Origin of the sequence: Providencia hangzhouensis, from assembly GCF_029193595.2 — a bacterium.
GTDB lineage: Bacteria > Pseudomonadota > Gammaproteobacteria > Enterobacterales > Enterobacteriaceae > Providencia > Providencia hangzhouensis.
In genome coordinates this window covers 2,952,648-2,975,175 of sequence record NZ_CP135052.1, presented here as the reverse complement: position 1 = coordinate 2,975,175, position 22,528 = coordinate 2,952,648, and the positions used below count along the sequence as shown (strand labels likewise).

Genomic DNA, 22,528 nt, shown 5'->3' with positions numbered 1-22,528 from the left:
TGGTTTTTGAGTAATTATTTTACTCAAAATATGGCTATATGCTTTTTATTAAGCATATAAATCATTATCCAAGTTATTTTTGGAGGGATTATCATGCTTTTTTCCCCTGATATTTTAAATTTGCTGTCTGCTATGTGTTTTGGTGCATTAATTGGTGCTGAGCGCCAGTGGCGTCAACGAATGGCGGGCTTGAGAACTAATGCACTGGTTGCAACCGGAGCGGCGGTATTTATTTTAAGTTCTGTAACAACATCACCTGATAGTCCTGGTCGTATTGCTGCCCAAGTGGTGTCAGGAATTGGTTTTCTCGGTGCGGGAGTGATTATGCGTGAAGGCATGAACATCCGAGGCCTAAATACTGCGGCAACGCTTTGGTGTTCCGCGGGGATCGGTGTTTTATGTGGATTAGGCCAGTATTCTTTGGCCTTGATGGCAACGTTATTAATTTTATGCGCCAATATTTTATTAAGAGAAGCGGCTTCACGAATTAATAAACAACCACAACAGCAAGCACTTGATGTAGAGCAACGTTATAAAATTCGCGTGATGTGCCATCAAACGGATGAAATTTTAGTAAGAACTCTTATTTTACAAGCAATTAATGGACTGCATATTCGGCTGCAATCGTTAAGTAGTGCAGACACACTAAAGCCTGAGCAGCTAGAAGTGTGTGCTGAATTTCTTGCGACACCTGCCGAGCAAAAAGAAATTGAAGCATTGGTATGCAGAATAAGCCTTGAGCAAAGTGTTAGTGCTATCAATTGGAAAGTGGCATCAGAGCTACCAGCTTGATGACTTTAAATTAACTCACTATAGGAGCTGAAATGGACGACCACCCTCCGTCATGGAGTAGTAAATCGCAGCTATCTAACTGATAATAAGATAATTTTATTTCAGTTGGATAGCGTTAAAATTACGAGTGTTGTATTCGAGACAACGTTATGACTGAAATAAGACAACCGCGCAAAAGCGTCAAAGCCGCTGCACGCCAAAAATTTATTGTTGGCGAACAAGCGAGTAAAAATATTGAGCAAGTGCTCAATGAATATCAAACAAATCTATTAGGCTTATCAGAGAATGAGGCGATGGACCGTCTTGTGACTGAAGGTGAAAATGAAGTTGCTCATGAAAAAGCCCCTCCAGCATGGAAGCAACTACTCACTTCTTTTAAAAATCCATTTATATTCGTACTGATTGTATTAGCTGTTGTTAGCTTTTTTACGGATTATGTTATTCCTGAACGCCAAGGCGAAGAAACAGATTTAACCGGCGTGATTATTATTGTCACAATGGTTTTATTGAGTGGTTTTTTACGTTTTTGGCAAGAGTATCGTACCAATAAGGCTGCGGAAGCATTGAAATCCTTAGTTCGTACGACGGCTACTGTATTTCGTCGTGATAATAAAACGGGGCGTTCTGTTAGAAAAGAGGTACCGATCAAATGCTTAGTACCTGGGGATATTGTGTTGTTATCCGCTGGAGATATGGTTCCTGCTGATTTAAAGCTAGTCGAATCAAGAGATTTGTTTATCAGCCAAGCCATTCTAACAGGGGAATCAATACCCGTAGAAAAATACGACACATTAGGTGATGTTTCAGCCAAAAATTTAGATCCGGTATCGCCAACTGAAAATGAACTGTTAGAAATTTCAAATATTTGTTTAATGGGAACCAATGTTACCAGCGGGATGGCGCGTGGAATTGTGGTGGCAACAGGCGGGAAAACCTATCTAGGCTCGCTGGCTAAATCTATTGTGGGGAGTCGTGCGCAAACTTCGTTTGATCGTGGTGTGAATAGCGTAAGCTGGTTATTGATTCGCTTTATGTTAGTCATGGTACCAATCGTCTTACTTATCAATGGGTTTACAAAAGGAGATTGGTTCGAAGCAACACTATTTTCACTGGCGGTTGCCGTGGGTTTAACACCGGAAATGTTACCGATGATTGTTAGCTCGAATTTAGCCAAAGGTGCAATTGCCATGTCAAAGCACAAGGTGATTGTTAAAAGGTTAAATGCTATCCAAAACTTTGGCGCAATGGATGTGTTGTGTACGGATAAAACGGGAACATTGACGCAAGATCGTATTATTTTAGAACATTATTTGGACAGCAATGGGCAAAAAAATAGTAAAATTTTGCAACTAGCTTGGCTAAACAGCTTCCACCAAAGTGGGGCTAAAAATATGATGGATCAGGCAATTATTCGTCGTGGTAGAGGGAACAGTGAAGTTGAGCAGCTAAAAGTATTCCAAAAAATTGATGAGTTACCCTTTGATTTTATTCGACGCAAATTGTCAGTGACAGTACGAACACCGAAAGGCGAAGCTCTACTTATTTGTAAAGGTGCCGCGGAGGAAATGTTAGCTGTCTGCCAAAGTTACCAACAAGATGGTGAGCTGCATTTACTTGACGACCAAGCAAGGGTAAAAATTACTGAGCTAGTGAGTGATTATAACAGACAAGGATTTCGTGTATTGTTACTTGCAACTCGTCGTTTGAATGATGCAGAAGCCAGCTTACCGCTTTCTGCTCAAGCCGAGTATCAGTTAGAACTACAAGGCATTTTAACTTTTCTTGACCCAGCAAAAGAAAGCGCAATTTCAGCCATTGCCGCATTACGTGAAAATGGCGTTACGGTTAAGGTGTTGACGGGTGATAATGCCATTATTACCGAAAAAATCTGTCATGATGTTGGCTTAAACATCAGCGAAATCATGACGGGTTTAGAAGTTGAAGAACTGACAGACGAAGAGTTAAGCCAGAAAGTTGAGCAAGTTTCAGTTTTTTGTAAATTAACACCATTGCAAAAATCCCGTATTTTAAAGCGGTTACAAGCAAATGGGCATACCGTTGGTTTCCTCGGGGATGGGATCAACGATGCGCCCGCATTACGTGATGCTGATGTAGGAATTTCAGTTGATACAGGGACGGATATTGCTAAGGAATCTGCGGATATTATCTTACTTGAAAAAGATTTAATGGTATTAGAGCAGGGGGTAATTAAAGGGCGTGAAACTTTTGGTAATATTATTAAATACTTAAATATGACCGCCAGCTCTAACTTTGGTAACGTATTTTCTGTATTAATTGCCAGTGCATTTATTCCCTTCTTACCGATGCTAGCCATTCATTTGCTCGTTCAAAACTTACTGTATGATATTTCCCAGCTTGCATTACCCTGGGATAAAATGGATAAAGAGTTTTTAAAACGTCCTCGCAAGTGGGATGCGAAAAATATTGGCCGCTTTATGATTTGGATTGGACCAACCTCATCTATCTTTGATATCACAACTTTTGCGTTAATGTGGTATGTATTCCAAGCGAATAGTGTCGCTCATGAAGCGCTGTTCCAATCAGGTTGGTTTGTTGAAGGATTACTTTCACAGACGTTGGTTGTTCATATGTTAAGAACACAAAAAATACCGTTTATACAAAGCACTGCCGCATTACCTGTTATGTTAACAACAGGGTTAATTATGGCTCTTGGTTTATATATTCCATTTTCTTCATTTGGTGAAATGATAGGGTTACAACCGTTGCCAATAGAATATTTCCCATGGCTCGCTCTCACATTAGTCAGTTATTGTGTTGTAGCTCAACTAATGAAGCAATTTTATATTAAACGTTTTGGAACGTGGTTATAAAATAATGTTAAAAGGTGTGAGGCCAAGGGGGGCTTGCACCTTTGGGTAGCTATATCGTATGGGTTATTTGATATTTATTGTAACTCATTAATATTCATAAAATAAAAAGAGCCATAATAATAATGGCTCTTTTTGATTACAGAATAAAAAGAATAGGGCTTATTGCAGGCCTAAAGCAGTTTTCATCTGTTTCATTGCATCAATACCCTGTTGGCAAGCTTTATCTTGCTGGTCTTTAGGTAGTGCAGCAACCTGTTTTTTACCCTCTTCCAGTTGACCTTTCATTGCGTCTAACTGAGCTTTTGCTTGCGGGTTTTCTGAAGCTTTAGCAATTAAGCTATCAACTTCAGCGAAGTAAGCGTTACAAGTTTCAGTTGCGCCAGCAACTTCACCTTTTTTCTCTTCTTCTGAACAAGCAGTGATTGTCAGTGCCAATAAACCCATACCACAAGCTAAAATCAACTTTTTCATAATCAACCTTATTAAAATTATTTATATAGCGAATTGAGTATATAAGAGATGTTTTTAATATCAAACGTGACAAATCCTAAAATAATACATCGGTTAATTAATTAAATTTCAATTTAATTGGGCTATCGTATTTTGTTTTAGCTCATTTCCGTTACATAAATTCACGGGGACAAATAAGTTGTTTTTTATCATTATGTTATAGGTTGTCTTTAACTATTCTATGTTTGTCTAGAGTAATTGGTAAGTGGAAGAAAAATGGAAAGCAGATAAAAGAAGTATGAGGGCTATTAGGGTAAGGGGATAATGGTTAGTTAATTTAATAAATATATTTTTTGACGAAAATTATGTTTTAGCTACCAAGATAGAATAATACGTCATACGTGTATTTACCTATAAAAATGCCTATATAAGCCTTTTTAATATCGTTATAACGTTTTTTTATATGCGATTAAATATATTAAAAAATCGTTTATTTGTAACAAAATGTTTACGGGCGAATGATAAGTTTTCACTATGAAATATTTATAGAATTAATGGCTGTTCATTTAAGATGCAATTATAGATGTGAAAGGTGAGCTAGTTCACAAATTTAAGAATAAAACCTTTGTATAGGTACCAGTTTGATTTTTAAATTAAATTTTCTTTGTACGAAGATGAAATTATCAGGTAGAGTCTTTGTTTTTAAGCGAACTAATGAAGAAATATCGCTTAACTTATGGTTAATGATAAGTGTACAGGGTTAACGACAATTAAGTTAATTTTGTTGACGCTAACTCAAATTCATACCAAAATTGACTCACCGTAGAAATTCGCCAAAGAGCGAGAGACGGGTTAGAATGTTTTTAACAAAGGGCGATAACTTTTCTTACTGTACATTTTTAGAATGATGAGTTCTCTAAAGGTAAAGTAAGGATATATGATATGGGTTCACCATATCGCAATGCAACATAGCAGATATTATATTAATGCTATGGGCATACAATGTATGTAGCCTGACTTATCTGGTTACAATTTTATATTTAGACTTACACACAGGGCTTTACCATTATGTCTGCTTCTATTGTAAAGAAACGGCCTCTGAGTCGTTACATCAAAGATTTTAAACACAGCCAAACTCATTGTGCACACTGTCACAAAACCCTTGATCGCATCTCTTTAGTTTTCAACGATGACATCTTAAATAAAGAAGCTATCGCTGACATGACTGAATTGGTTGATGAAGGCACTTGGGGGGAGCTGCAAGATAAATTTACTGCACTTTGTCGTTTTTGTAGTGAAATTTATTGCAATAGTAATACTGATTATTTTGATATTATGTCATTTAAACAGTATTTATTCTTACAGACTGAGATGAGCCACAGTACGGTTCGTGAATATGTTGTTCGCTTACGCCGTTTAGATGAATTGTTATCTTCCTCTAATTTTTCTATGAAAGAATTTACTGCGAGTAAAGTTCAAGAAGAGTTGAGTGAAAAAATGACAGATTCTGCATTTAGTAATTACAATATTGCATTACGTAAATATGAACAATATTTATTCTGGGAATCAGAAAAGTGCAATAATTAGAATGACATATTGAAAATAAGCATTGCTATTTTCTTTGTTGTTTTTAAGTAATGGTGTCCTCGTGGACACCTTTTATGTTTTTAGCTGACAGCTCTTTGGGATAGCACTTATCTGATAGGAAGCACGACAGTTATTCTTATGAGATAAGTGTATTTTTAAATAAATATGTAATCATGTATGGCCTGGCCTTCGTAGATAACGAAGCCAGGCCTTTTACTTATTACCCAATCGTCATTAAGCTAGCATTACCACCTGCTGCAGCGGTATTGACACTCAATGAGCGTTCATGAAGTAGGCGTTCAGTCAGCAAGTTAGTTTCACCACGTTCAAAGCCTTGAACTGAAATAATTGGCCCTTTACGTTGTGCAACCACCGCGCAAACTTCTTTTAACTGATCGCTGTCACCATGATAAATAACCCCTTCGATTGGCTCTTTCGATTCTATCCAGTTTTTGGTTATCGATATGGTTTTTCTCACTTTTTCAGGTAGTGACTTAAACAGCTTCTGATGGAGCTCACTATCTGGCCATAACACCTGACAACCCGCAGAAAGTACAGCTGTTAGCTGGGTTAAGCAATCTTGTTCATTATCGCTAAGGCATAAAATCAAACCACGCGGGCGCAAGGTATAGGTATTTCTTTCTCCTGTTGGGCCCGGTAATACACGGGTGGTTCCTGTTTGACTATGGCGTGTAAATAGCTCAATCACGGAAGGCGAAATAACCGAGTTTTGTTTTTCAGACCATTGTGTAAGTGCTTCAAATGGTTCAAGTAAAACAGTTTTAGCACTGGCATCCATGGGTAAATGGCTATCTTGTCGCTCTAAGGTATTTGAAACTGCGTTATCTGGACGTTCGCTTAATAAACGGTAAAGGTATAATGGCCCACCTGCTTTAGGCCCAGTTCCAGATAAACCTTCACCACCAAAAGGTTGCACCCCAACAACGGCACCAACCATATTGCGGTTTACGTACAGATTGCCAACTTTAGCTTTTGAAACAACTTGGTTGATAGTTTCATCGATACGAGTGTGAACACCAAGTGTCAGTCCATAACCGGCTGCATTAATTTGTTCAACAAGTGCTTCTAACTCATCTCGTTTAAAACGTACAACGTGCAGAACAGGACCAAAGATCTCTTTTTTCAGCTCACTAACATCATCAAGTTCTATTAATGTTGGCTTAACATAGGTTCCTTCCTGTTGCTCTTGCTGATCATCATGGTTCTCAAATGCTGCTTGGAAGACCGATTTCCCTTTGCTGCGCATTTTTTGAATATGTTGATCGATATTCTCTTTTGCTTCATGGTCAATCACAGGGCCTATATCGGTTGATAAATGCTCAGGGTTCCCCATACGGCACTCTTCCATTGCGCCTTTTAACATACGAATCGTTCTATCTGCGACATCCTCTTGGATACATAAAATGCGCAGTGCCGAACAACGTTGGCCCGCACTATCAAAAGCAGATGCGACGACATCAGTGACTACTTGTTCTGTGAGTGCAGAAGAATCAACTATCATTGCATTTAATCCGCCAGTTTCTGCAATCAGCGGGGTAGGCCGGCCTTGTGCATCTAAGCGCCCTGCAATATTACGTTGAAGTAACCCTGCGACTTCTGTTGACCCTGTAAACATGACCCCGCGAACACGAGTGTCGCCAACGAGTTGAGCGCCAATGGTTTCACCTTTACCCGGTAAAAATTGCAGTACATCGCGAGGAATACCCGCTTGATGCAAAATAGATACCGCGATAGCGCCGATTAATGGTGTTTGTTCAGCCGGTTTCGCGAGTACGGTGTTACCTGCTGCGAGAGCGGCAGCAATTTGGCCTGAAAATATTGCTAACGGGAAGTTCCACGGACTAATACAGACCACAGGCCCTAAAGGACGGTGCGTGTTGTTATCAAAATCATTCTTGACTTGGGTTGCATAGTAATTAAGAAAATCTACCGCTTCCCTAACTTCCGCAATCGCATTGTTGTAAGTTTTACCTGCTTCACGCACTAAAATATCTAACAGTGGCTGTAACTGTTGCTCCATGAGGTCAGCGGCTCGTAATAAGATGGCCGCTCGTTCAGAAGGAGGCGTTGCGAACCAGATAGTACCCGCATCGTTAGCGGTATTTAATGCATGTTCAGCTTCTTGTTCTGTTGTTTCACGAACGTGGCCGACAATATCTTTGTGGCAGGCAGGGTTAATAATTGGTGTCGCATCGGGCAATGCTTGCGAAGCTTGGAAGTCGCCCCCTAACAGTGGTTCTGCCATTTTTTGCTGCATAGCCGCACTCAGTAGGGCACTTGATAGCGAAGCCAGTCGATGCTCGTTTGATAGGTCAAGCCCCATCGAATTCACACGCTCTTGGCCATATAAATCACGTGGTAACGGAATTTTTGGATGCGCTAAGCCAATTTGTCCTTCAGTTTTAGACAGTTCTAAAACATCTTTAACTGGGTCGGCAACTAATTCATCTAGAGGAATAGTGGCATCAGCGATACGGTTTACAAATGAAGTATTTGCGCCATTTTCTAACAATCGACGCACCAAGTAGGCAAGTAGCGTCTCGTGAGTACCGACTGGTGCATAAATACGGCAAGGGCGGTTTAGCTTGCCATCAGCAACCTTACCAACCACTTGTTCATAAAGCGGCTCACCCATTCCATGTAGGCATTGGAATTCGTATTGACCAGGGTAGTAGTTTTTACCTGCAATTTGGTAGATAGCAGAGAGAGTATGTGCATTATGTGTTGCAAATTGTGGGTAAATTAAATTGGGAACCGACAACAGTTTTCGTGCACAGGCAATATAAGAAACGTCAGTATACACCTTACGCGTATAAACAGGATAACCTTCTAGCCCATCCATTTGTGCGCGCTTGATTTCACTGTCCCAATAAGCACCTTTTACTAGGCGGATCATTAAGCGACGTTGGCTGCGTTCAGCTAAATTTATGATTGAGTCAATCACAAATGGGCAGCGTTTTTGATAGGCCTGAATTACAAAGCCAATCCCATTCCAACCCGCGAGTTGTGGCTCAAAACAGAGTTTTTCTAGCAAATCTAAAGAGATTTCTAAGCGGTCGGCTTCTTCTGCGTCAATATTAATCCCTACATCGTATTGGTGCGCTTGTAATACGAGGGATAATAGGCGTGGATAAAGTTCTTCCATCACGCGAGAGTATTGTGCGCGACTATAACGTGGATGTAATGCAGATAGCTTAATTGAAATACCAGGGCCTTCATAAATGCCGCGGCCATTTGATGTTTTACCAATCGCGTGGATAGCTTGTTGGTAAGACACCATGTAATCTTGTGCATCTTTTTCCGTTAATGCGGCTTCGCCCAGCATGTCGTAGGAATAGCGGAAGCCTTTATCTTCGAGCTTTCGCGCGTTAGCGAGTGCTTGGGAGATAGTTTCGCCAGTAACAAATTGCTCTCCCATAAGGCGCATCGCCATATCAACACCTTTACGCACCAGTGGTTCACCACTTTTACTAATGATGCGATTAAGTGAGGTTGAGAGTTTAGCTTCATTATGCGTAGAAACTAATTTCCCCGTAAATAGCAGACCCCAAGTTGCAGCATTAACAAACATTGAGCTACTTTGGCCGAGGTGTGATTGCCAATTTCCATTGCTGATCTTGTCACGAATAAGAGCATCACGAGTTGCTTTATCAGGAATACGTAATAAGGCCTCTGCGAGACACATTAATGCGACACCTTCCTGAGATGAAAGTGAAAACTCTTGAAGTAGGCCTTGAACTAAACCCGACCGGCCGATGCCATTTTTTTGATTACGCAGTTTTTCAGCGATTGAATAAGCTAATTTATGAGCAGCTTCAGCTTGTTCTGTAGGGAGCTGTGCTTGTTGTAACAACATTGGTACGGCTTGTGTTTCAGGAATTCGGTAAGCAGAAGTAATTGCAGAGCGTTTTACAGATTGTGGTAAAATGTGCTCTGCGAAATCTAAGAATGGTTGATAGTTAGATTCAACGGTGGTGTCTTCATCAGAAGTTTGATTTTCTTTTACATCGATACCCGGTGCGAGCTCTGGAAAGGCTTGGCCATTATCGAGTTGTTCTAGGTAATTATAAATAGCTTGTTTGATAAGCCAGTGTGATGTGCGGTCAAGACGCTGAGCGGCATTTTTAATGCGTTCACGAGTTGCTTCATCAAGTCTCACACCCATAGTTGTTGTGCTACTCATCTTAATTCCTCTAGGTCACGAGTCATTTTAATCAAAAAGTTACACCACATTATCTTAATGTTGCAACTTTGTGCAACATTGTTAAGCGTGATTTCTGAAGAAAATGTGAAACATATCGGGTTTTTTAAGTTTTAATATTTTCAAGTAAATCATTTTTGATTTATTTATTATATTTTACATGTAGTTATATTTATTTTGTTTTAGGTGGAATAGTTAAACATTCGATTGTGAATTTAAGTTTAAATTTTAACATTTGTGATATGGATTCTATTTATGCAATAAAAAATAGTTAATTTCTTGTTAATTTAATACGACTCTGTCTAGGATGGGGCAGCTAAGATATTAAGTTAGTGCAACACAAACAATCACAACCTATTTGGTGTTCGCACAGATAAATTAAATATGTGCAATAAAGTGCAACACTATGAAGTTACAAGTTATCAACGGAAACTTATAAAGATAACTAACAATTTTAAAGCTACTCAATGGAGAAAACAGGATGACTGTAAGCACTCCGATGATCATTATGTTCGTCGTATACATTACTGGCATGTTATTAATTGGCTATATGGCCTATCGCTCAACGAAAAACTTTGACGATTATATTCTGGGTGGAAGAAGTTTAGGCAGTGTTGTAACTGCATTGTCTGCTGGTGCTTCAGATATGAGCGGTTGGTTACTCATGGGGTTGCCAGGTGCGATTTTCTTGGCCGGGATTTCTGAAAGTTGGATTGCTATCGGTTTGAGTCTCGGTGCATATCTTAACTGGTTATTTGTTGCTGGGCGTTTACGTGTCCAAACAGAAAAAAATAATAATGCGTTAACATTGCCAGACTACTTTACTAGCCGTTTTGAAGATAACAGTAAGATTTTACGTATAATTTCTGCTGTTGTGATTTTAGTTTTCTTTACGATTTATTGTGCATCAGGTGTGGTCGCTGGTGGTTTGTTATTTGAAAGCACATTTAATATGAGTTATGAGAAAGCGATGTGGTTAGGGGCATTAGCGACTATTGCTTACACCTTTTTAGGTGGCTTTTTAGCCGTAAGTTGGACCGATACTGTTCAAGCTTCATTAATGATCTTCGCATTGATTCTTACACCTATTGTTGTAATCCTTTCTTTAGGGGGAATAGATACCTCTATTGAAGTGATCAAGGCTAAGAATCCTGAATATCTTGATATGTTTAAAGACATGAATATCATCGCAATTCTGTCATTATTAGGTTGGGGATTAGGCTATTTTGGTCAACCCCATATCTTAGCGCGTTTTATGGCGGCGGACTCTGCTCGTACTATTCGTTCTGCTCGACGTATTAGTATGACATGGATGGTGTTATGTTTAGGCGGAACGATTGCGGTCGGTTTCTTTGGTATCGCTTATTTTGAAAATAACCCGGCTTTAGCGGGTTCGGTAATGCAAAATAATGAGCGTATATTCATGGAACTAACGGGAATTTTGTTTAATCCATGGATCGCCGGTATTTTATTGTCAGCTATATTAGCAGCGGTAATGAGTACGCTAAGTTGCCAATTACTAGTTTGTGCGAGTGCGCTAACGGAAGATTTATATAAGCCTTTTATCCGTAAAAGTGCCAGCCAAAAAGAGTTAGTTTGGGTAGGGCGTTTTATGGTGTTATTGGTCGCTGCAATTGCCATTTACATTGCTCGTGACCCAAATAATAAAGTTTTGGCTTTAGTGAGTAATGCATGGGCGGGCTTTGGCGCTGCATTTGGTCCTGTTGTTTTAATTTCTGTAATGTGGAAACGAATGACGCGTACAGGTGCACTTGCAGGAATGATAGTCGGTGCTGTGACAGTATTAGTTTGGATAAAATACAAATGGTTTGATTTGTATGAAATCATCCCAGGTTTCTTATTAGCAACAATCGCTATTGTTGTTGTGAGTTTAATGACTAAAGCACCAAGTGCAGCAGCTCAAGCTCGTTTTGATGAGGCTGAGGCAGAATATAAAGCAAGCTAATCGAGCAAGTTTATAAACGAAAAAGGCCGAGTAACGATACTGTTATTCGGCCTTTTTGCTATTTATTATTCATCATTATTGGTTCTTTCTGCGCTTAGCGAACTGGTAACCAATGAATAGTAAAATAAACCAAACTGGTGTGGCAATTAAGGCTTGTCTTGTATCGTGCTGGAATGCCAATAGCACGACCATAAAAGCGAAAAAAGCGAGGCTTAACCATGACATCACAATTCCAGCAGGCATTTTGTAATGAGATGCTTTGTGCATTTCAGGGCGTTTTTTACGGAAATTTAAATAGCTATATAAAATCATGCTCCAAATAAACATAAAGAGAATAGCAGATACGGTGGTGACTAGCGTAAATGCATGCATAATATCAGGAATAAAATAGATCAGAACAATACCAAAGCTGAGGCAGATACAAGTAAAAATTAGCCCAGTAGCCGGCACGGCTTTTTTCGATAATTGGCTGAACTGCTTTGGCGCATCCCCTTCTTTTGAAAGCCCAAAAAGCATTCGACTGGTGGAAAATACACCACTATTTGCGGAAGAGGCTGCGGAAGTTAGCACCACAAAGTTAACAATGCTTGCCGCTGCGGGTAGGCTTATCAAGACAAACATCTCTACAAATGGGCTTTTATCGGCCAATATGGTTCGCCAAGGTGTAACAGCCATAATGACAATTAAAGATAGGACATAAAATGCAATAATCCGGATAGGGATCGCGTTGATAGCTTTTGGCAAAGATTTTTCTGGATCGCGTGTTTCTGCTGCTGCCGTACCCACCAATTCAATTCCCACAAACGCAAAAATAGCAATTTGAAAGCCAGCAAAGAAACCACTGATCCCCATAGGGAACATTCCGCCATCATTCCAAATGTTACTTAAAGATGCCGTGTGACCCGTAGGGGATTGGAAATTCATGGCAATTAATGTGCCACCTACTGCAATGAGAGCCACAATGGCAACAATTTTTATCATAGCGAACCAAAATTCGAGCTCACCGAAAAGCCTGACAGAAACTAGGTTAAGCGTTAATAAGGTGACCACGCAAATAAATGAGGTTACCCATTCAGGAAAATCAGGCACCCAAAAGCTCACATAGGATGTAATGGCAATGATATCGGCAATACCGGTGATGACCCAGCAGAACCAGTACGTCCAACCGACAAAAAAACCTGCCCATGGACCGATAAGGTCAGCAGAAAAATCACTGAATGATTTGTAGTTCAGATTAGAAAGTAGCAGTTCACCCATTGCGCGCATCACAAAAAATAGCACAAAACCAATTATCATATACACAAAGATAATCGATGGGCCTGCGAGTGAAATGGTTTTGCCAGACCCCATAAATAAGCCTGTTCCAATTGCTCCACCAATCGCAATAAGTTGTATATGGCGGTTACTAAGGCTGCGTTTTAGCTGATTACGATCAGCATTGGGTTGTGTTGATAGTGAATTCGCATTTTCTTCCATACTAAAGATGTCCGTAGTGGTTTGTGATAATTAGCCACAGTCTTTTTTTTAATTTTGTGGTTATGTTTGCGTGAAATATTGTGACACAAATCTCAATTAGAGTAAGGAAAAGTTATCTTGTTAGGAGCGAAGTGATGTTTATTCAAGCATTAGTTTTCTTAAATTTTACATTCGCAACTTAAAATTAACTTAGGTAATAAAAATAGCAGAATCATATTGACTGTAGCAATTGTTAGGCGTTAAATATTTTGTATCGGGTTGTTAGCTCAGTTGGCAGAGTAGGTGACTCTTAATCACTCGGTCGTGGGTTCGATCCCCACACAACCCACCAATATTTTCAATGAGTTATGAGCATGCTGCGGAACCTATACTGACTGTATGGGACGTATTTGGGACGCAGCCATTGAAAACAGTATCAATTTGTTTGGCATGTTCGGTCATTAAATTTGATACATTACATCCGTTCTCATTGTTTATATCAATAATATATTTGATATTTAGAGGCTATGCTATCATATCCTTCATAAAGCTATTCTTTCAATTTATTAAATCTCAATACTGGTTCAATAAACCAATGAATAATTGAGTTTGATGCTAGTAAAAGTGCAATTGTAATTGTAGATAGAGTAAATGCTATTATTAATAATAAATTTAGTTCTATATCTAAAAAACTTAATATTTGTAATATTACAAAACAAATAATTGGATGGATTAAATAAACACCTAAAGCATTATTTGATATTTTTGCATATTTTTGAGTTGATAAAGCAAAGTAAATAATAATCGAACCTAGTATTAGGCTTATTACAAAATCGAAAATATAGATAATGAATGAGTTGAGAATTAAATTAGTCTTGATTGCACCGAAAATTATCTCATAAAAATTGTTTCGATAATTAAGAAAGGTAATCGCTAAAAATGCTATACAAAAAATAGTGATAATAGGCTTTTTCCTTAACGAAAATATATTTTGATTATGAATAAAATAAGCAATAACAAAAAATGGGAAATATAAAATAATTGAAAAAAAGCTAGAAATCGATATTAGGTAAGTCTTTGTTATAAGGGATATTATTAGTGATGTAATTAAGATTGCAGATAGGTTAAATTTGTTTGATTTAAAGCTCTCTGGTAATAATAAAAAAACAGCTTGCCATATAGGTGTTGCTAAAAAGAACCAAACCCCGTACTGAGGAGAAAACAAGTATTTTTTTAAAGTTAACTCACCGGTGAAGTAAAGTGAAACCATGTCGATTGTTTGAAACGTAAAATAAATTATAAGGGCAGGAAGAAGGTGAGATTTTAACTCTTTCCATGTTGTATTTTTTGTTATAAATGCGACTATAAATACAAACATAGGAATTAATGTTAAGTCAAAAACAGTAATAAGCAACGAATATTTGCTTTTATCAACTAAATTTAAATAAAAATTAAAAACAATTAATGAACTTAATATTAATTTTAGTGTTGGCCAATATGGTTGGCCAACGCTTTTTATATTCAAGATTAAGTGATTTTTTTTCATATATATGCCCTATATAAAAATTAATTTATTGTACCTCATCGGGGTTATAATTTAAAAGAAATTATTTTAGTAATTACGAAATGAGAGATAATAAGTCTAATATTGATTAGTCTTTTTCCGTTAATATTTTATTCTTATTGTAAGAGGGAACATGATTTAGGAATTGAATATAAGTTTATTGCACAATTTTGTATCACTTAATGGCAAGATAAAAATCACAAACTTTTAGGTCTAAGAACTAAAAAATGAGAGGTAACTGAAAGCAGAGTTATTTTTGATTGGGCAAAGTATGATTTGATTGAAATTTAACCAGTTAGGGGAGGGATGTTTGAAATAGAACGCAGTTGTTTTTTAGCACGTGAAATGTACAGGGAAAACGATTGAATAGCAGAGGATGAGAAGCTAGGGAGCTAAATTTAACTCAAGTCTCTGCTATTACATAAGCAGTTAATGATACTTTTTAGTATCAGTAAGAAGTAAATCAAGAATTTTAGGGCTATTTCAGTGATAACTTTATTATATAGTCCTTGGATGATGATTAGCTTATATTGTTATCAAATATTTTTTGAGTCACTGTAATTGAAGGCTCGACGCCCAATATGTATAAGGCTTGTTCTAAAAGGTCAATTTTAGATGTGTAATGAATATCCAGTAAGCGTTCTATCTGTTGTGCATTGATATTCAATCTGCGAGCGAGATCGACGCGTTGCATTGCAGAGTTGAGAATGGCGTTATGCAAGGCAATTTTTAAGCAACAGATTATGGGTAAATAAACCGTAAATGCTTCACCATTTTTTTGTTGTGTTGCTAATGGAATTGGTTTTCTGAGTTCGATATGTTCTGCAAAAGAGGCTAGCAAAATTTCTTGGGCTTCTAATTCAACATCTTCTCTACAATAGCTAACTCCTTGAAGGTCAGGAAAATCACTAAAATTGATTTCATATACGTTTTCTTCCTCAATAAATTCTATTGTTGCCTGATAATTGAACATATTTTTCCTTCAAATTATATTTCAGAGTGCTCAGTGTTGCACTGGAGCATGAGGAAAACAAGTTTATCAATTAACTTATGTGGCCATTTCTTTCTTCATTTTTGTATCTATTGATCCTACATGTTGTTATGAGGGGGTTGTTAGTACAATTAATGTGATTTTCCTAACATAAATTCAGCAATGTGAGAATCGCTTTATTCGGAAATTATTGAGAAACAAAGAAAACAAGTGTGAAGTTTGTCGCAAATTGAGAAATATTTTTTTCCATAAAAATCCTAATAAATTAGCTTCTTTTATAAGCAAATGTCTCACTGAATTATTTTAACTAAAAGTTATTTATTTTTTAATCTTTCATTATCTGATTAAGTAATTTTACTTAAGGTAACTTGATGGTTAGGGGGTTTTGTTAAAATAAAAGTATATAGTAATCATTTGTTATTATAACATTGAGTTATTAAAATTATTATGGTTACGTGAAAATGGCTAAAAATGATAAGTACGAAGACAATTAATAATACCTTTAGTGCTTTTTATTTTGAGCACCAACTGAATATTTTAAAAATGATATAAAAAACATTTGGAAAATGGAGTGTTCTTAATTGAAACCTACATTTTTTGCTCTTAACACAAAAGTGATAGGTTAGCGTAGGTTGATCTTTTTATTAAAAAAAATGAATTTTTTTGCTATTTTACATAAAAAATAAATATTAATTAATCCAAAAAAACTACTTTAATGAATTAATAACAAAATGATCACTTGAAATAATAAATATGCAAAAATATCTTACAAAAATATTTAAGCTGAATAAACTTTCATTATTGGTAATCGACGTAAATTTTATTAGTTTTATTAATATTACGGGGTGATGATACTTATTTTATAGTTTAATGATTCTAATGAAAATGGAAGTGAATACTTAATATGTATGACAATATAATGGTTGTTTATATGATAACTGCGATTGAATAATTTTGAACGATGGCTGTAATATATATCAAACTTATTGAAAATTAATGATTAAATTTTATTCCAATAATGCCGATAAAGCCTTAATACAGTAATGTATAACTCAGTTTCTTAATACTAAAAATTGATTTGGATCAATATATTGTTTTTGATGTTATGCTTGGTTTATTAGGCTTAATAATCACATGTAAAGAGTGATTGGTTTGATTAAAATCCTGGCATTTTGCTTAGGTTGACTCAAAATGTTGTGGATATTTAGGATAAGGTAATAGAAGATAAAGAAATAATGAAGATTATTTAATGAATTAATGGGTAATCACCCTATTGATACAAAAAGAAACATAAGTACCTTGAATAGTTAATTTAGTGGTGCATAATAATTGGCGACTAATAATGACATCAGCAATTTCTGATTTTTATGGAAACCGCTAATTTTTTAGTCATTCTTTATTGTTGTAGGTATTCAGGAAATATATTTAATTTAAGTTTGGAAGCTTGTGTATTTGTACTCCAAATTGGGTATTTTTAATGGATAACATGGGGAAATTAATGGAATTACATTTACCCAATTTAATTAATTTTTTAATTTAATAATTTGAATACACAATACTTTTAAATTCATATTTGTTCTTTTTGCACACAGATCGCACAGATGTTGATAATATTCGGAAAGGAAAAAAAATGAGCTCGACGACAGATTTTCTGAAGCATATATACGATATTAACCTCTCATATTTGCTATTAGCCCAAAAACTCATCTCTCAAGAGAAAGCCTCTGCGATGTTTCGTCTAGGTATCTCTGATGCAATGGCAACTACTTTAGCAGACCTTACACTCCCTCAATTAGTCAAATTAGCAGAGACAAACCAGCTAATCTGCCAGTTTAGATTTGATAATAGTGAAACAATTGAAAAACTAACTCGTGATTCAAGAGTTGATGAATTACAACAAATTCATACAGGTATCTTACTTTCGACCCGATTATTGCAAACGCATAATGAGGGCGACACTGAAATAGCGAGAAAAAGATGAGTACCGCAGCTGAAAAAAGTATAGTCCAAGAAGCGAATGACATTCGACTAGCCATGGAATTGATCTCTTTGGGCGCTCGCCTTCAAATGTTAGAAAGTGAAACGCAAATCAGTCGCGGTCGTTTAGTTCGTTTATACAAAGAGCTAAGAGGTAGCCCTCCACCGAAAGGGATGTTACCTTTTTCTACAGATTGGTTTATGACATGGGAACAGAATATTCATTCATCCATGTTCTATAATGCTTATCAATTTTTACTGAAAAGCGGCCAATGTCGTGGTGTTGACGCTATATTAAAAGCCTATAGGTTATACCTTGAACAGTGTATTCCAGAACCCGGCGAAGAACCTTTGTTGGCTTTAACACGTGCTTGGACGCTAGTCCGTTTTGTGGAAAGTGGCATGTTACAAAGTTCACAATGTAGTTGTTGCCATGGCTCTTTTATTACTTACGCACATATTCCTGAAAATAGCTTCACTTGTAGTTTATGCCAACCGCCATCACGCGCAATAAAAAAACGTAAACTTTCCGAACATCTAGCCGATATTACGGTATATCGACAGGATGGCATTACTAAAGCGGTAATGTAATTGGATTGATTTGGTTAGCAGGCAAAATTTTTTGCCTGTCACTCCTAATATTCCCTTTGACTGCCATCTGTTAACCAACGGAGTGAAAGGGAATATTGTGTTAATACTCATCGGGTATATCATTGTTACAGTTGCGGTTATTGGCGGATATATAATGGTCGGCGGCCATTTAGGTGCGCTTTATCAACCCGCTGAATTTGTCATTATTTTAGGGGCAGGTTTAGGTGCTTTTGTTGTTGGTAACAGTGGCAAATCCATCGTCGCCTTGTGCAAAGTATTACCAAAACTCTTTCGTCGTTCCTCTTACAATAAAACAATGTCAATGGATTTAATGGCATTGTTATTTCAATTACTTAATAAATCGCGCCAACAAGGGTTACTTGCACTTGAGAAAGATATTGACAATCCAAGTGAAAGTGAAATTTTCTCCCAATATCCCCGTATTTTAAAAGATGAGTCCACCATGATGTTCATTGTGGACTATTTACGTCTGATGGTGAGTAGTAACTTACAAAGTCATGAAATTGAAGCATTAATGGATGAAGAATTAGAAACTTTTCGTCAAGAAAATGAAGTACCTGCTTCGGGGCTAAACATGGTCGGTGACTCTATGCCTGCATTTGGGATTGTTGCGGCCGTTTTGGGTGTCGTGAATGCCTTGGGCTCAGCAGACCGTCCCGCAGGTGAACTTGGTGCTTTAATTGCTCATGCAATGGTTGGTACATTTCTAGGTATTTTAGTGGCTTATGGCTTTATTTTGCCTTTAGCTGCGCTGATTAGGTTGCGCAGTAGTGAGCAATTGAAAATGATGGAATGTATTAAAGTGACTTTCCTCTCTGCATTGCAAGGGTATGCTCCTCAAATTGCGGTTGAATTTGGCCGTAAGGTGTTATACAGCGCAGATAGACCTTCATTTGTCGAACTTGAAGATAAAGTTCGAGAAGTGAAAGTAGGTGCTCGCTCACAAGAAACAACTGAGGAGTAACAAACGAATGGCAGCCAATACACCTCATGTTATTCGGGTTAAAAAGCGCAGTTCACATCATCAAAACGGACACGGCGGTTCATGGAAAATTGCTTATGCCGATTTTATGACGGCGATGATGGCGTTTTTTTTAGTGATGTGGCTGATCTCAATTTCAAGTCCTCAAGAATTAACACAAATTGCTGAGTATTTCCGTACTCCCTTGAGTACAGCTATCAACCCGGGAAGTAAAAGTGGTGATGCCACAAACCCTATTCCTGGTGGGGGTAAAGACCCGATTTTCCGTGATGGGGATGTGATGCCGGAACCCAATAATATTATTGATGGAAATGCAAACTATCGTTTTGAAAAATTAAAAGAGTCCCTTGAGCAGGCCATTTTAAAAGACCCCCGTTTGAATGAATTAAAGCCACATTTATTGATTGATATGATTAATGATGGGCTACGCATTCAAATTGTTGATAGTGAAAATCGCCCAATGTTTAAAGTCGGTTCGGCAACGGTTGAACCGTATATGCGCGATATTTTGCGTGCAATAGCACCACTTCTTAATGATGTTCCTAATCGAATTAGTATCTCCGGTCATACTGATGATCTCGCTTATGCCAACGGCGCCAATTACAGCAACTGGGAGCTTTCATCAGATCGTGCAAATGCTTCGCGCCGTGAATTGATTCGCGGTGGAATGGATGAAAATAAAGTATTACGCGTGGTTGGGATGGCTTCAGCCATTCATTTAGACAAAGAAGATGGTTTTGCCCCGATCAACCGCCGGATAAGTATCATTGTGTTAAATGATGAAGAAACCAAACAAATTCTCCGCGAATACGATGGCGCCAAGCCGATCAATGATGTGCTGAATAAACCGCAAAAACCCATGCAAGAAACGGCTGTGGGTGTTGTCGCTGCGGTGAAAATACCGTGATGAATTGCTGTTATTTGAATTTATTACATAACTTGTTTAGTTGTCTGCCGGGGGTTCCGGCAGTCAGCGTTAAGTGAAACTTAAGCGAAATTGGATAAAAACCATGGATATTACCGAGTTTTATCAAACATTTTTCGATGAGGCTGATGAGTTGCTCAGGGATATGGAACAACATTTACTTGAGCTTGATCCTTTTGACCCGGATAGCGAGCAGCTAAATGCCATCTTCCGCAGTGCCCACTCAATCAAAGGAGGGGCTGCAACCTTTGGTTTCACTCAGTTGCAGAATACAACTCATACATTGGAAAACCTTTTAGATAAGGCGCGTCATGATGAGTTAACCCTCACGCCTGACATAATTGATGTTTTTCTTGATGCTAAGGATGTCATGGCATCACAGTTAGATGCCTATAAAAATGACTCTTTACCGGATGAAGATGCCTTTAAGCGTATTTGTGAGGTACTTAGCCGGGTTGAAAATAGAGCAGAAGAGGTCGCTGAGACAGCTACTGCGATAGCTGAAACTAAAGTTGAAGATGCGGTTGTTGAAGACACACCCGCGGAGCAAGGTGAATATTCACACTACTTTATGATCTCGTTAAATCAGCTTAAAGAAAATGAAGTTGATTTATTGGCGGATGAGCTCAGTTTATTTGGGCATTTATATCATACTGAAAAAACAGCAAATAGTTTACAAGCATGGGTAGGAACTAATACGGATATTGATGATATTAGTGGGGTGCTATGTTTTGTGGTGGATGAATCGCAAATTAGCCATGAAGTAATTTCTTTTGCCGATTGCCTCGCTTTTTCAAAGGAAGAAACGTTATTAAATGACGATAAAGTTGCAGTAAATGAATCCACAGAGCCTCAAGTAGATACTCCGCAAAGCTCGGCAAAACCTGCTGCACCCACCACGGCTAAAAAAACGGCAATCGCTAAACCGAAAGGGGATTCGAGCAGCATTCGTGTGGCTGTAGAGAAAGTTGACCAGCTGATTAACTTAGTGGGTGAGCTGGTGATTATTCAATCAATGTTGACCCAACATAGTCAACATGTCGATCAGAACGAATACAGTGATTTGTTAAGCTCAATCGTACAGTTAGAGCGTAATTCCCGCGCTTTGCAAGAATCCGTCATGTCAATTCGTATGATGCCAATGGACTACGTATTTAGCCGTTTCCCGCGCATGGTACGCGATATCGCTTCCAAATTAGGTAAAAAAATTGAACTGAAAGTAGAAGGAAGTTCGACTGAACTCGATAAAAGCTTGATTGAGCGCATTGTTGATCCCCTAAATCACCTTGTTCGTAATAGCCTCGACCATGGGATTGAAAAGCCAGAAGTTCGTGTGGCAAATGGTAAGCCGGAAGCCGGAACACTGACCTTAGCGGCAGCACATCAAAGTGGCAACATTTGTATTGAAGTGCGTGATGACGGCGCAGGGCTAAATCGTGAACGTATTTTGGCAAAAGCGAAGTCACAAGGCATGAATGTGCATGATGGGATGAGCAATGATGAAGTTGCGATGCTGATTATGGCACCGGGTTTTTCAACAGCAGAGGTGGTGACGGACGTTTCGGGACGCGGTGTTGGAATGGATGTGGTTAAACGAAATATCCAAGACATGGGCGGTCGTATTCAAATCGGTTTTACCGAAGGTAAAGGTACCATTATCCGCATTTTATTACCGCTCACTTTAGCCATTTTGGATGGTATGTCTGTGAAAGTAGCGGAAGATGTTTTTATCGTTCCATTGAGTGCCATTATCAGTACCTTGCAGCCTCGGCAAGAGGATATTTATCGCTTAGCGGGAGAAGAAAAAATGCTGCTTGTGCGAGGGGAATATTTGCCACTTGTTGAATTACACCAAGTATTTTCCATCGAAGAAGCCGAGCGAAATTTAGATAACAGTATTGTGCTGATTATTCAAAATGCAGGCCACCGTTTTGCGTTGTTAGTTGACAAGCTCGTCGGGCAACAGCAAGTGGTGGTGAAAAACATTGAAAGTAATTATCGCAAAATCCCTGGTATTTCCGCAGCAACGATTATGGGCGATGGCTCTGTTGCATTGATTTTAGATGTGGCTGAGCTGCAAAAAATGAATAACAGCATTTTGATTAAAAAGAAACAGCAGGTTTCTCAACCTGTCGTGCACTAAATAGAGGCCA

Annotated in this window: 14 protein-coding genes and 1 tRNA gene; 10 read left to right on the top strand and 5 right to left on the bottom strand. The window is 38.0% G+C overall.

Annotated elements, in window-relative coordinates; all coding sequences use genetic code 11:
• Positions 1-93: 93 nt before the first annotated feature.
• Both PZ638_RS13485 and mgtA read left to right on the top strand, forming a co-directional pair.
• Positions 94-792: an MgtC family protein gene (locus PZ638_RS13485; RefSeq protein ID WP_004255789.1), complete on the top strand. Its 699-nt coding sequence runs from the start codon at positions 94-96 to the stop codon at positions 790-792.
• A gap of 149 nt (positions 793-941) precedes the next feature.
• Positions 942-3,644, top strand: coding sequence for a magnesium-translocating P-type ATPase (gene mgtA / locus PZ638_RS13480; RefSeq protein ID WP_144141551.1), 2,703 nt, complete (start codon positions 942-944; stop codon positions 3,642-3,644).
• Between the two features lie 159 nt (positions 3,645-3,803).
• Here mgtA and PZ638_RS13475 read toward each other — a convergent pair whose 3' ends face one another.
• Entirely contained in the window at positions 3,804-4,115 is a 312-nt protein-coding gene (locus PZ638_RS13475) for a DUF5339 domain-containing protein (RefSeq protein ID WP_004255760.1), read from the bottom strand.
• A 1,047-nt stretch (positions 4,116-5,162) separates the two neighbouring features.
• Here PZ638_RS13475 and fliZ point away from each other — a divergent pair.
• Positions 5,163-5,681: a flagella biosynthesis regulatory protein FliZ gene (gene fliZ, locus PZ638_RS13470; protein WP_004255757.1), complete on the top strand. Its 519-nt coding sequence runs from the start codon at positions 5,163-5,165 to the stop codon at positions 5,679-5,681.
• A 220-nt stretch (positions 5,682-5,901) separates the two neighbouring features.
• On the opposite strand, the gene putA is transcribed toward fliZ, so the two are convergent.
• On the bottom strand, positions 5,902-9,885 hold the full coding sequence (gene putA / locus PZ638_RS13465; protein WP_144141549.1) for a trifunctional transcriptional regulator/proline dehydrogenase/L-glutamate gamma-semialdehyde dehydrogenase: 3,984 nt from the start codon (positions 9,883-9,885) through the stop codon (positions 5,902-5,904).
• A gap of 499 nt (positions 9,886-10,384) precedes the next feature.
• Here putA and putP point away from each other — a divergent pair, with 499 nt between their 5' ends.
• Positions 10,385-11,869, top strand: coding sequence for a sodium/proline symporter PutP (gene putP, locus PZ638_RS13460; RefSeq protein ID WP_004255751.1), 1,485 nt, complete (start codon positions 10,385-10,387; stop codon positions 11,867-11,869).
• Between the two features lie 75 nt (positions 11,870-11,944).
• Here the strand turns inward: putP and cycA are convergent, their stop codons facing one another.
• The gene (gene cycA / locus PZ638_RS13455) at positions 11,945-13,345 is read right to left on the bottom strand and encodes a D-serine/D-alanine/glycine transporter (protein ID WP_096864671.1); all 1,401 of its coding nucleotides are present in this window, start codon (positions 13,343-13,345) and stop codon (positions 11,945-11,947) included.
• A gap of 255 nt (positions 13,346-13,600) precedes the next feature.
• On the opposite strand from cycA, the gene PZ638_RS13450 reads away from it, so the two are divergent.
• Positions 13,601-13,676: transfer RNA gene (locus tag PZ638_RS13450), tRNA-Lys, on the top strand.
• 198 nt (positions 13,677-13,874) lie between these two features.
• On the opposite strand, the gene PZ638_RS13445 is transcribed toward PZ638_RS13450, so the two are convergent.
• Both PZ638_RS13445 and PZ638_RS13440 read right to left on the bottom strand, forming a co-directional pair.
• Complete coding sequence (locus PZ638_RS13445; protein ID WP_257468697.1) at positions 13,875-14,870, bottom strand: acetyltransferase; 996 nt, start codon at positions 14,868-14,870, stop codon at positions 13,875-13,877.
• Between the two features lie 538 nt (positions 14,871-15,408).
• On the bottom strand, positions 15,409-15,861 hold the full coding sequence (locus PZ638_RS13440; RefSeq protein WP_094961159.1) for a type II toxin-antitoxin system HicB family antitoxin: 453 nt from the start codon (positions 15,859-15,861) through the stop codon (positions 15,409-15,411).
• Between the two features lie 1,648 nt (positions 15,862-17,509).
• On the opposite strand from PZ638_RS13440, the gene flhD reads away from it, so the two are divergent.
• The 5 genes from flhD (at position 17,510) to cheA (ending at position 22,518) form a co-directional block, all read left to right on the top strand.
• Positions 17,510-17,860 carry a flagellar transcriptional regulator FlhD gene (gene flhD / locus PZ638_RS13435; protein ID WP_036957860.1) on the top strand — a complete coding sequence of 117 codons (351 nt, stop codon included), beginning with the start codon at positions 17,510-17,512 and terminating at the stop codon, positions 17,858-17,860.
• A complete protein-coding gene (gene flhC / locus PZ638_RS13430) occupies positions 17,857-18,447 on the top strand; it encodes a flagellar transcriptional regulator FlhC (protein WP_004255732.1) in 591 nt (196 codons plus the stop codon). Before flhD ends, flhC begins: the two co-directional genes overlap by 4 nt.
• A 97-nt stretch (positions 18,448-18,544) precedes the next feature.
• Positions 18,545-19,432 carry a flagellar motor stator protein MotA gene (motA, locus tag PZ638_RS13425; protein WP_164455780.1) on the top strand — a complete coding sequence of 296 codons (888 nt, stop codon included), beginning with the start codon at positions 18,545-18,547 and terminating at the stop codon, positions 19,430-19,432.
• A gap of 7 nt (positions 19,433-19,439) precedes the next feature.
• Positions 19,440-20,357 (top strand): flagellar motor protein MotB, encoded by a 918-nt coding sequence (gene motB, locus PZ638_RS13420; protein WP_004255726.1) that lies wholly within the window; start codon positions 19,440-19,442, stop codon positions 20,355-20,357.
• 103 nt (positions 20,358-20,460) lie between these two features.
• The gene (gene cheA, locus PZ638_RS13415) at positions 20,461-22,518 is read left to right on the top strand and encodes a chemotaxis protein CheA (protein ID WP_144141260.1); all 2,058 of its coding nucleotides are present in this window, start codon (positions 20,461-20,463) and stop codon (positions 22,516-22,518) included.
• Positions 22,519-22,528 lie beyond the last annotated feature (10 nt).